13 protein-coding genes are annotated in these 10,471 nt (G+C 41.0%); 4 read left to right on the forward strand and 9 right to left on the reverse strand.

From position 1 onward, the window contains the following. From WBJ10_RS17805 to WBJ10_RS17835, 7 genes are all read right to left on the reverse strand, one after another. Nucleotides 1–359: hypothetical protein (locus tag WBJ10_RS17805; RefSeq protein ID WP_424292752.1), on the reverse strand; the 359-nt coding region annotated here is incomplete at its 3' end. A 4-nt stretch (nucleotides 360–363) separates the two neighbouring features. Beyond that, nucleotides 364–1,080 (reverse strand): pyridoxine 5'-phosphate synthase, encoded by a 717-nt coding sequence (locus WBJ10_RS17810; protein WP_424292754.1) that lies wholly within the window; start codon nucleotides 1,078–1,080, stop codon nucleotides 364–366. A 2-nt stretch (nucleotides 1,081–1,082) separates the two neighbouring features. Beyond that, on the reverse strand, nucleotides 1,083–1,316 hold the full coding sequence (locus tag WBJ10_RS17815; protein ID WP_424292756.1) for a type II toxin-antitoxin system HicA family toxin: 234 nt from the start codon (nucleotides 1,314–1,316) through the stop codon (nucleotides 1,083–1,085). Between the two features lie 3 nt (nucleotides 1,317–1,319). Then, nucleotides 1,320–1,526 carry a 2-oxoisovalerate dehydrogenase gene (locus WBJ10_RS17820; RefSeq protein WP_424292758.1) on the reverse strand — a complete coding sequence of 69 codons (207 nt, stop codon included), beginning with the start codon at nucleotides 1,524–1,526 and terminating at the stop codon, nucleotides 1,320–1,322. Between the two features lie 351 nt (nucleotides 1,527–1,877). Further along, nucleotides 1,878–3,194 carry an adenosylhomocysteinase gene (gene ahcY, locus WBJ10_RS17825; RefSeq protein WP_424292760.1) on the reverse strand — a complete coding sequence of 439 codons (1,317 nt, stop codon included), beginning with the start codon at nucleotides 3,192–3,194 and terminating at the stop codon, nucleotides 1,878–1,880. Between the two features lie 138 nt (nucleotides 3,195–3,332). Then, on the reverse strand, nucleotides 3,333–4,007 hold the full coding sequence (locus tag WBJ10_RS17830; RefSeq protein ID WP_424292762.1) for a potassium channel family protein: 675 nt from the start codon (nucleotides 4,005–4,007) through the stop codon (nucleotides 3,333–3,335). A gap of 27 nt (nucleotides 4,008–4,034) precedes the next feature. Then, nucleotides 4,035–5,429, reverse strand: coding sequence for a TrkH family potassium uptake protein (locus tag WBJ10_RS17835; RefSeq protein WP_424292764.1), 1,395 nt, complete (start codon nucleotides 5,427–5,429; stop codon nucleotides 4,035–4,037). Nucleotides 5,430–5,662: 233 nt separating this feature from the next. Here WBJ10_RS17835 and WBJ10_RS17840 point away from each other — a divergent pair, with 233 nt between their 5' ends. Then, nucleotides 5,663–6,073, forward strand: a complete 411-nt coding sequence (locus tag WBJ10_RS17840) for a BrxA/BrxB family bacilliredoxin (RefSeq protein ID WP_424292766.1) — start codon at nucleotides 5,663–5,665, stop codon at nucleotides 6,071–6,073. A 98-nt stretch (nucleotides 6,074–6,171) separates the two neighbouring features. Further along, complete coding sequence (locus WBJ10_RS17845) at nucleotides 6,172–7,443, forward strand: amidohydrolase family protein (RefSeq protein WP_424292768.1); 1,272 nt, start codon at nucleotides 6,172–6,174, stop codon at nucleotides 7,441–7,443. Between the two features lie 91 nt (nucleotides 7,444–7,534). On the opposite strand, the gene cdaA is transcribed toward WBJ10_RS17845, so the two are convergent. Together cdaA and folP are read right to left on the reverse strand one after the other, a co-directional pair. Then, nucleotides 7,535–8,326 carry a diadenylate cyclase CdaA gene (gene cdaA, locus WBJ10_RS17850; RefSeq protein WP_424292770.1) on the reverse strand — a complete coding sequence of 264 codons (792 nt, stop codon included), beginning with the start codon at nucleotides 8,324–8,326 and terminating at the stop codon, nucleotides 7,535–7,537. Nucleotides 8,327–8,556: 230 nt separating this feature from the next. Then, nucleotides 8,557–9,333, reverse strand: a complete 777-nt coding sequence (folP, locus tag WBJ10_RS17855; protein ID WP_424292772.1) for a dihydropteroate synthase — start codon at nucleotides 9,331–9,333, stop codon at nucleotides 8,557–8,559. A 136-nt stretch (nucleotides 9,334–9,469) separates the two neighbouring features. On the opposite strand from folP, the gene WBJ10_RS17860 reads away from it, so the two are divergent. Further along, the gene (locus tag WBJ10_RS17860; RefSeq protein ID WP_424292774.1) at nucleotides 9,470–10,015 is read left to right on the forward strand and encodes a DUF1599 domain-containing protein; all 546 of its coding nucleotides are present in this window, start codon (nucleotides 9,470–9,472) and stop codon (nucleotides 10,013–10,015) included. A gap of 26 nt (nucleotides 10,016–10,041) precedes the next feature. Next, nucleotides 10,042–10,471 (forward strand): DoxX family protein (locus tag WBJ10_RS17865; RefSeq protein ID WP_424292776.1); only part of this gene is annotated, 430 nt, incomplete at its 3' end.

Genomic DNA, 10,471 nt, shown 5'->3' on the forward strand with positions numbered 1-10,471 from the left:
GTTGCCCGGCTATTGCTTTGTTCAAGCACTAATGAGGCAGCCTTTTCTGATAAGGTAACCTGATAAACATAAGTGCTGTCTTTTGACAGGAAAACTTTCTTCTGTTCATCGAGTTTCATTTGAATAAGTCCTTTGTTCGCTAATTCTTCATATTTCTTAAGTTCCTCGCGGTCTTTCCTGCTGTGGAATTTTATTTCCCCGAATTTGAATGTAGTGGTTTTGTACTCTGGATTGCTTTCCAAATGGGCGGTAATGACATCAGAAGCATCGCTCTCGTTAATGGATGTTTCATTTGTACACGATGTGAATATGGAAATAATTGCAACAAATAGAATCGAAAGTGATTTGAATCTGTCCATCAGTTTATTTTAATTGTCTGAGATACATCTGCACGGTGTTCTCCAAACCTAAATATAGTGCATCTGAAATTAATGCATGGCCAATACTTACCTCCAGCAATTCCGGAATCTGCTGAGCGAAATATTTCAGGTTATGAAGGTCGAGATCATGGCCGGCATTAATCCCCAGACCCAGACTGCTTGCCACATTGGCTGCTTCGACATAAGGTTTAATCGCGGCTTCTTTATCTGAAGGGTAGTGTGAAGCATAGGCTTCAGTATAGAGCTCAATTCTATCGGTACCTGTTGTTGCTGCGGCTGCGATCATTTGGGCAAGTGGATCAACGAAAATAGAAACCCGAATGCCGGCGGATTTAAATTCTGCGATAATATCTTTAAGATAATCCTGATGCTTGATAGTATCCCAACCATGGTTGGAAGTTAGCTGGCCTTCCGCGTCGGGAACTAGTGTAACCTGGGCTGGTTTATTAGCGAGAACCAGTTCAACAAACTTCTTTTCTGTAGGATTCCCTTCGATGTTGAACTCTGTTTTGATTACTGCTTTAAGATCAAAGACATCCTGGTAACGTATATGTCGTTCATCCGGTCGGGGATGTACTGTTATTCCCTGAGCACCGAAGCGTTCGCAGTCAAGGGCAACTTTTACAAGATTTGGGTTGTTACCACCTCGGGAATTACGGAGTGTGGCGATTTTGTTTATGTTAACGGAAAGATGAGGCATATTTAATTCAGTATTTCTTCTTTTGAGACTCCCAATTGCAAGGCAACATCCGCTATTATCCCTGAAAGTGTACCTAGTTTTAGTGGATTATGATCAGGGACGGTAATATGATGAGAACCTTTTTCTGTTTTGCGTGTCATACGAATATGACTCCCCTTTTGCCGGGATATTTCATATCCGAATTTGGATAGTAATTTGACCAAATCACGTCCGGAGATGTTTCTGTTTAGTTTCACTTATTAAAGAATAATCATTTCTTCTTTAACCATATGAAGTCGAATAATTTGAGGTTTATCGTTGGGCTCGAAATGACATTCAACAGCTTCGCGTATGTCTATTTTTAACTGGTCTATAGTTTCAGCTTCGGAGAAAATAGACTCTCCGATTGCTTTTGCAGTATAACCACCTTCCAACGCCTCTTCGACTAGAAAAAATAGTTCTTTCATGATACAGGGTTTATTATCAAATATACGAAAAACGTATTATGGTTGACGTGGTTACAATTCGTAAAAGCAAGTTCTGAATTGACTGACAATCAAAAAACGAATGCGGGCTGCCGTTTTTTAGTAGTATAGGCATTTGTAAAATAAACGGGGGCGGCAGCAGTAGCTTTTGCTAGATAATATTTTATTGTTAAAGATTAACGTGCAGCAAAACTACTGCAGAGCACCCGACTAGCGGCGCCGAAAGGTGCAATCCCAAAAAAACCCTTCCGAAATAATCGAAAGGGTTCATAATTTGTAGTTAGTAAGGCTCAGACCTCAGACTTCCGTCTTCCGACCTCCGCCTCAGTCCTCTTAGTACCTGTAAGTGTACGCTTTGAACGGACCCTCAACCGGCACACCAATATAATCTGCCTGATGCTGATCTAATTCTTCAAGTTCAACACCGATTTTAGCAAGATGTAAACGTGCTACTTTCTCGTCAAGATACTTAGGAAGAACGTAAACCTGATTTTCATATTTATCATTGTTAGTCCAAAGTTCTAACTGAGCCAAAGTTTGGTTCGTGAAAGAGTTTGACATAACAAATGATGGGTGACCAGTTGCGCAACCTAAGTTTACCAGACGGCCTTCAGCAAGAACGATAACGTCTTTTCCGTTAAGTGTGTATTTGTCAACCTGTGGTTTGATCTCAACTTTGGTATTGCCATAGTTTTCGTTTAACCAAGCCATGTCGATTTCATTGTCGAAGTGACCTATGTTACATACGATAGCTTTGTCTTTTAAAGCAAGGAAGTGCTCACCGCGAACGATGTCACAGTTACCAGTTGTAGTAACCACGATATCAGCTTCTTTAATTGCAGTAGCTAGTTTCTTAACTTCATAGCCTTCCATAGCTGCTTGTAGAGCACAGATAGGATCGATTTCGGTTACGATTACACGAACACCTTGTGAACTTAAAGATTCCGCAGAACCTTTACCAACATCACCGTATCCACAAACAACAGCTACTTTACCAGCCATCATTACGTCAGTTGCACGACGGATCGCGTCAACTAATGATTCACGGCAACCATATTTGTTGTCAAATTTAGATTTAGTAACTGAATCGTTTACGTTAATTGCAGGTAAGTGTAGGGTCCCGTTTTTCATACGCTCATATAAGCGATGAACTCCGGTTGTAGTTTCTTCAGAAAGTCCTTTAATCTCAGCTATAAGCTCAGGGAATCTGTCGAATACCATATTAGTTAAATCGCCGCCATCATCCAAAATCATGTTTAATGGTTTGCGATCCGGGCCGAAATGCAAAGTTTGTTCGATACACCAGTCAAATTCTTCTTCGTTTAGACCTTTCCAGGCGTAGACCTGAATACCAGCAGCAGCAATAGCAGCAGCAGCGTGATCCTGAGTTGAGAAAATGTTACATGATGACCACGTTACTTCAGCACCCAGAGCAGTCAATGTTTCGATTAAAACTGCAGTTTGGATAGTCATGTGCAAACATCCTGCGATGCGTGCGCCTTTAAGTGGCTGTGATGGACCGTACTCCTCACGAAGTGCCATTAAGCCCGGCATTTCTGCTTCGGCTAAACCGATTTCTTTCCGTCCCCATTCTGCAAGGGTGATGTCCTTAACTTTGTAAGGAACATAAGTTGTCTCTACTGATGACATAGTTTAATATTTAAGGGTTTAATTTCAATAAGTTAACCTTACTTATTGCGGCTACAAAAGTAACTGATACCCGAACCAATTCAAAGGAGAATTGTAAGCGCCAGGTAAAAGACTTTGAAATTTGAATTTTATCTTCCTTTAAGTCTTTAATAAACTCCTTATATTCATTAGTTCTCCGAATAATACAAGAATATCATTTTCTTGTATCACGGTTTGAGCGGTAACAATACCTGTTGCCTCCCTCTTTGGATTACTTGTGCCCGCAACAGAATTTTCCCTCATTAAAGTAAGGACTAACACTTTGTAGCCATTAATGAAATCAGTTTCGCCGACAGTCATACCCACGAACTTCTTAGGTACCAGGCCTTCAACGATACTGTATTTTTCCGAAATTTTAAACGAGTCTACCACCTCTTTTAAATCCAGTCGCATAGCCAGGCGCTCTGCGGATTCCTCTTCAGGCATAATAAATTCCTGGATAGACATCGCCATTAAAACAGTTTTCTGTAAATCTGAAACTACCCTGCCAATAATTCTCTTTACATCTAGCTGTTTTAATAATGCGGTTGTCAGGAGAGAAGCCGACTCATCTTCTCCAATGGCAACAATAACGGCATGAGCATCTTTCAAAGGCAAAGATTCTACAGCCTCTTTGTCCGTGGAGTTTAGACATACTGTATGTGTAATATCATTTTTCAGTTGTTCAATTCTTGCCATTTTATTGTCGACACCAATAACTTCATGTCCCATCTCTGTTAGCCGCATGGCTAATGCAGATCCAAAATGTCCGAGACCAAATACTATAAATTTCATGATTACATATTATTAATTTCTTTCGACCTAGAATAGCACTTGCTCTTTTGGATAATTATATAAACGAGTGTGCATGTTTTTAATTAATGCAACGAGGAGTGTGAATGTTCCCACTCGTCCTAAAAACATTGTAGAAATAATAAGAACCTTCCCGGAAGTACTTAAAGAGCTGGTAATTCCTACACTTAAACCAACGGTACTGTAAGCAGAGAAGGTCTCAAAGGCCAGAGCAGTGAGGCCTTTTTCTCCGTCGGTTATTGTCAAAATAAAAATAGATATCCCCAGCCAGATTAGCGACAATGAAATAATGGCAAATGCCTTTCTAATGGACTCATCTGCAATTTCTCTCCTGAAAATGTGAATTCTCTTATGATTCTTAGCTAAGTTGACAATGTTCAGCATTGCTACAGCAAATGTCGTTGTTCTTATCCCACCGCCAGTTGAACCTGGAGATGCTCCGATCCACATGAGTAACATCATAATCAGTACAGAAGGAAAGGTTAAAGCAGTCATGTCGACGGTGTTATAACCAGCAGTTCGCGGTGTCGCGCTGAGGAAAAAAGCGGTTACTGTCTTTCCGAAAAGTGTGGGATGCGACGCTAAAGTATTGTTGTACTCCAGAATAAAAAACATGACCAGCCCAAATACCAGCAATATGGTGGATGTATAAGCTACCAGTTTAGAATTGAAAGTCAGCACCCACGCTTTATAGGTAATCGGCTTTTTATACCATACCCGGTTAAATAAGAGCCCTGCCCATCTCTTGATGAAAATTTGCACATTAAACATAATGGTAAATCCAAGTCCCCCGAGAATGAGCAAACCGGCAATTATTAAGTGTAAGGGATAATTGTATCTCACGCTTTCGTCGTACAAACCCAATGAAAGTGTGGAAAAGCCTGCATTACAGAAAGAAGAAATAGAATGAAATACGGCGAAGAAAATGTGATCGTACAAGCTATCAAACTTTCCAGGGTCAGTATAAACCATGATCAACATGGCTCCTAATAATTCGAAAAAGAAAGTAATCGAGACTATTTTTGTTAATGTGCGAATAACAGAGCCTACGTTTTTATCATCTAACAGTTCTGAGAACATTAACTGATTTTTATAGGACGCCTCCCCGGATATCAGGAACCCGAAGAAGCTTGTAAATGTCATAATCCCCAGACCGCCCAACTGAATCAAAATCAGTACCACGTAGAAACCAAACGAGCTTAGTTCGACACTTACATCAAACACAGCCAAGCCAGTAACACATACTGCGCTGGTCGATATGAATAAGGCATCAATAAAGCTTACATAGCTTAGATCTTTTGAAGACGCCGGCAGCATAAGAAGCCCTGTGCCCAGAGCAATTAGAAAGAGGAAACTTAATACAAAGAGTAAAGTTGGATTAAGATTGCGTTTTGTAAAAGCCATTAAAGCTTAGAATTATTAAGAGTTGACGATATTTAACGAATCCAACAAAACTCATTAGACTTCTAATAAATTCAAAGATAGTTATCAATTGCTATTCTACTATATGATTAAAGTTTTGGGTGAATTTATTTGAATTAGTAATCTGTACGTCAAAACCATCCCTAACCTTCATCACTATCATCCACAATTACTTAACTTTGAAAAAAAGTTCAAAAAAAATTTATACTTAAGATATGTATCCAGAATATTTAGTTGCACCAATGCGCCAGGAGCTGGTTAATTCAGGTTTCCAGGATTTAAGAACCCCCGAAGAAGTTGATCAGGCTATTAAGTCGGAAGGAACGGTGCTTGTAATGGTTAATTCTGTTTGCGGATGTGCTGCAGCAAACGCACGTCCTGCCGCTAAGATCTCTACAACTTTTTTAAAGCACCCTGATAAATTTGTTACTGTTTTCGCGGGAATGGAAAAAGAAGCTGTTGATAAGGCAAGAGCGCATATGCTGCCTTTCCCTCCATCTTCGCCTTCAATTGCTTTGTTTAAAGATGGTAAATTGGTTCACATGATTGAACGCCATCAGATTGAAGGCCGTCCGGCACAGATGATCGCGGATAACTTGAATCAGGCGTTTGAGCAGTATTGCTAATTTAGTCAAACTGATTTTTCTAGTAAAATCCGGGCTCCGTCCGGATTTTTTGTTTTACGCCCTTTTTTGAATAGTTTAGACCAACCAAAAACTCCCGTATGAAATATATTACTATTCTCCTTTCTGCTTTTTTTACTGTTCCTGTATTTGCGCAGCAAACTTTTATTCAATGTGGGCGACTAATCGACGGTAAATCAAGTTCAGTTCAAACGGAGATGACCATAGTCGTAGAATCAAATAAAATAATTGATGTCAGAAAGGGCTATCAGTCGGGTTCTGCGAATGATAAGCTTATTAATATGAGAAATCAAACCGTAATGCCTGGATTTATCGACTGCCATGTTCACTTATCATCCGAGACGAGTAAGAATCAGTATACGGAAGAGTTTACTCTAAATGATGAGGACTATGCTTTGAAGGCTGTGAAGTTTTCTGAACGTACGTTGATGGCCGGTTTCACAACGGTGAGAGACTTGGGTGGAATTGTGGCTATATCCCTGAGAAATGCAATTAATCAGGGAGATATTAAAGGTCCGAGAATTTTAGCCGCAGGCAAAAGCATTGCCACCACTGGTGGGCATGCTGATCCCTCAAATGGATACAGCAGGGCATTAGTCGGAGATCCCGAGGCGAAAGATGGAGTAATTAATAGTCCCGAGGAAGCCAGGAAAGCCGTAAGACAACGCTACAAAGAAAGTTCAGACGTCATTAAAATTACCGCCACAGGTGGTGTTTTAAGTAACGCGAAGGATGGCGCAGGAGCACAATTTACCGAAGATGAAATTAGGGCAGTCGTTAGTACGGCCAAGGATTATGGCTATCGCGTTGCCGCGCACGCCCATGGTGCTGAAGGAATGAAAAGAGCCATCCGGGCAGGAGTATCGTCTATTGAACACGGGACTTTTATGGATGATGAAGTCATGGTTCTAATGAAGCAATATGGTACGTATTATGTTCCCACCATTACAGCCGGGAAATCAGTCGCAGATTCTGCCAAAATACCTGGTTATTACCCACCACTGGTAGTTCCTAAGGCAATAGCTACCGGACCGAAAATCCAAAGCACTTTTGCCACAGCCTTTAAAGCCGGAGTTAAAATAGCTTTTGGTACCGATGCAGGCGTATTTGCACATGGAAAGAACTATAAAGAATTTGAATATATGGTTGAAGTTGGAATGCCGGCCATGGACGCCATCAAATCAGCTACGGTGAATGCTGCTGATCTTTTAGGGATTTTCGATCGTGTTGGTTCTATTGAAAAAGGAAAGTTAGCAGACATCATTGCAGTAAACGGCGACCCTCTAAAGGATATTAAAGTTTTGAGTTCCATGAACTTTGTGATGAAAGAGGGAGTGGTTTATAAGCAATGAGCATACTCGCGCTAGCGTATAGTGCGATAGCCAACGGTGCTGAATTAATGTGAATGATAACTGAAGGAAATTGGTATTCCCTGATTTAAGATTAAAAATCTTTATTCAACAACTTCTCCAATTCTTCCAAACTCATCTTCATCTTTACTCTTCCTTGTTTCGCATAAGAGATTTCACCAGTTTCTTCCGATACAATAACTGCTACGGCATCGCTGGTTTCGGAGATGCCGATTCCTGCGCGGTGGCGAAGGCCGAATTGGGGTGGCAGTTTATCGTTTTCTGTTAGAGGGAGAATGCTGCTTGCACATTTGATCTTGTTTTCTGAGATAATTACAGCACCGTCGTGCAAAGGGCTGTTTTTCTGGAAAATACTCTCAAGTAAACGTTTGGAAACCCTGGCTTCTATAATTTCGCCGCTATTTTGGTAAAATTGTTCGTCATAATATTTCGCAAAAACAATAAGTGCACCGGTGCGACTTTTCTGCATGCTTTTACAGGCGTCGATGATTGGCTTTATCCGGGCGGAATTGTTCTTTTCAATCTCCTTGCGGCCAAACAGGAGAGACCACCATGCCTTATTCTTTTGTAACGATGCATTTCGACCTATAAGAAGAAGGAAACGCCGGATTTCTTGCTGGAAAACTACGATTAGGGCAATGAAACCTATCTGAACAAAGCCGTCTAATATCTCTGTCAGGAGCTGCATATGAGCCTGCCGGACCAGGAGATAAACAGCATATATAATGACCAGCCCCAGCAGAATGTTAAGCGCGATTGTTCCCCTAATCAGGTTGTAAACGTAATATATAATCAGTGCAACGAGAATGATATCGATAGCATCAAGCAGCCGTAGATTAAGGAAACTAAAGTCAAATCCTTCCATTTTTTAAAAGTAAAGATAAATTACGATTGTTTGTCATTGCGAGGAGGCACGACGAAGCAAACTCGAGTGGACTGGAATAGGATTGTCTGGAATAGGATTCATAGGATGAAAGGATTCATAGGATGCTGGGGGAGAGAATTGGGAGAAATATGTCGGGAATAGGATTTATAGGATGATAGGATTCATAGGATGCAAGTGGAAATGCTGGGCGGAAATGTAAGCCTGTTATTTCACAAATTAACCACTTTTTCGAAAATGGTTATGGCATCTCTCGCTGCTTTCACATCATGCACCCGTAAAATATTTGCGCCTTTCATTAAGGCGATCGTGTTGGCTGCGATGGTGCCGTTAAGAGCATTATCAGCGTCAGTTGTAAGTGTTTTGTAAATCATTGATTTGCGTGATAATCCGGCAAGAACGGGATGGCCTGTTATTTTTAGATAGTCCAGATTTTTCAGAAGCGAAAAGCTTTGTTCCGGGGTTTTAGCAAAGCCAAAGCCTGGGTCAATGACGAGGTCTTTGACGCCCAGTTCCTTAAGCTGTGAAATTTTTGATGCGAAATAGAAGCTGACTTCAGTGGTAATATCTTCGTAATCCGTCTGCTGAGCCATGGTTTGAGGAGTGCCCCTCATGTGCATCAGAATGTAAGGTGCGCGGAGTTCTGCTACGGTCGAGAACATTTTTTCGTCGAGCGCCCCTGCAGATATATCATTTATAATGTGTGCTCCTTCGTTAATGGCTGCACGGGCCACGGCCGATCTAAAGGTGTCAATGGAAAGAAAAGCGCTTGGGAATTCTTTAATGATTGCTTTTACAACCGGGATAAGTCTTTCCAATTCTTCCTTTTCGGAGATATGATCGGCGCCTGGGCGTGAAGAGTATGCCCCCAGGTCCAGAATATCAGTGCCTTCGGTCACAAGCACTTCAGCTTTATTAAGTGCTTGTGCAGGGTCATTATATCTGCCACCGTCATAAAAAGAATCAGGAGTCAGATTTAAAATCCCCATTACCTTCGGTTTGGACAGGTCCATGAGTTCCCCCCGAATATTTAACGATAATTTTTGCTGAAAAACTGTATTTTTATCCGCCATCGAATGGCAAAATACCGATTAATTCATCGTTGTAACAAATAAAATCACGGTCTTGGCTAAAAATACATCTTTAGAATATGATGCAGTAATTGGGGTTTGCAGAGAACTCTTTATCAAAAAGACCAAAGACTATGGCACTGCCTGGCGGATTCTTAGAATATCTTCAATAACAGATCAGATTTTTATCAAGGCCCAACGGATTCGTACCCTGGAGGAAAAGAAAATATCAAAAGTAGAGGACGATATCACTTCAGAGTACATTGGGATTGTTAACTATTGTATCATCGCAATGATGCAGCTCGATCTGGCTGAGGATGCCCGGACTGAACTTCCTGCAGAAGAAGTGGCAAGTTATTTTGATAAGGCAGTGCATGAAACAAAGGAATTGATGTCAGCAAAGAATCATGACTACGGCGAGGCGTGGAGGGATATGCGGATTAGTTCGCTCACTGATCTGATACTTATGAAGCTTTTGCGGGTAAAGCAGATTGAAAATAATTCAGGCCAGACTTTAGCCTCGGAAGGGGTGAGGGCTAATTACCAGGATATGATGAATTATTCGGTTTTTGCGCTTATTAAGTTGAAAGTTGACGGTTGACGGTTGAAAAAAGACAGGGGTAAAATATGGCGAAAATTGTATTAAATATTAGCAGGGCAGTTGTTGGATTGCTTTTTATTTTTTCAGGGCTGATAAAGGCGAATGATCCATTGGGTTTTGGATATAAGCTACAAGAGTATTTTGAAGTTTTCCATATCAGTTTCTTTAATGACTTTGCGCCTGCGATAGCAATTTTATTATGTACCCTTGAGATTGTATTGGGAGCCCTTCTGCTTCTTGGATTCTGGGCCCGGCAGGTCGCCTGGGGTATATTAGTATTGATTGTTTTCTTTACCTTTTTAACATTTTACTCTGCGTTCTTCGAAGTTGTTACTTCCTGCGGATGTTTTGGTGATGCAATTCCATTGACGCCATGGCAATCGTTCTCGAAAGACTTGATCCTTCTGTCTCTGATCATTGTTATTTTCAGGCAGCGTGAACATATCCGGCCGATGG

It is taken from the genome of Daejeonella sp. (assembly GCF_049655485.1).
GTDB lineage: Bacteria > Bacteroidota > Bacteroidia > Sphingobacteriales > Sphingobacteriaceae > Daejeonella.

What these genes read in the sequence shown, in the direction of transcription:
- WBJ10_RS17810 (WP_424292754.1), bottom strand. Translation starts at nt 1,080, where the DNA reads ATGCCTCATCTTTCCGTTAACATAAACAAAATCGCCACACTCCGTAAT.
- WBJ10_RS17820 (WP_424292758.1), bottom strand. Translation starts at nt 1,526, where the DNA reads ATGAAAGAACTATTTTTTCTAGTCGAAGAGGCGTTGGAAGGTGGTTAT.
- ahcY (WP_424292760.1), bottom strand. Translation starts at nt 3,194, where the DNA reads ATGTCATCAGTAGAGACAACTTATGTTCCTTACAAAGTTAAGGACATC.
- WBJ10_RS17830 (WP_424292762.1), bottom strand. Translation starts at nt 4,007, where the DNA reads ATGAAATTTATAGTATTTGGTCTCGGACATTTTGGATCTGCATTAGCC.
- WBJ10_RS17835 (WP_424292764.1), bottom strand. Translation starts at nt 5,429, where the DNA reads ATGGCTTTTACAAAACGCAATCTTAATCCAACTTTACTCTTTGTATTA.
- WBJ10_RS17840 (WP_424292766.1), top strand. Translation starts at nt 5,663, where the DNA reads ATGTATCCAGAATATTTAGTTGCACCAATGCGCCAGGAGCTGGTTAAT.
- WBJ10_RS17845 (WP_424292768.1), top strand. Translation starts at nt 6,172, where the DNA reads ATGAAATATATTACTATTCTCCTTTCTGCTTTTTTTACTGTTCCTGTA.
- cdaA (WP_424292770.1), bottom strand. Translation starts at nt 8,326, where the DNA reads ATGGAAGGATTTGACTTTAGTTTCCTTAATCTACGGCTGCTTGATGCT.
- folP (WP_424292772.1), bottom strand. Translation starts at nt 9,333, where the DNA reads ATGGGGATTTTAAATCTGACTCCTGATTCTTTTTATGACGGTGGCAGA.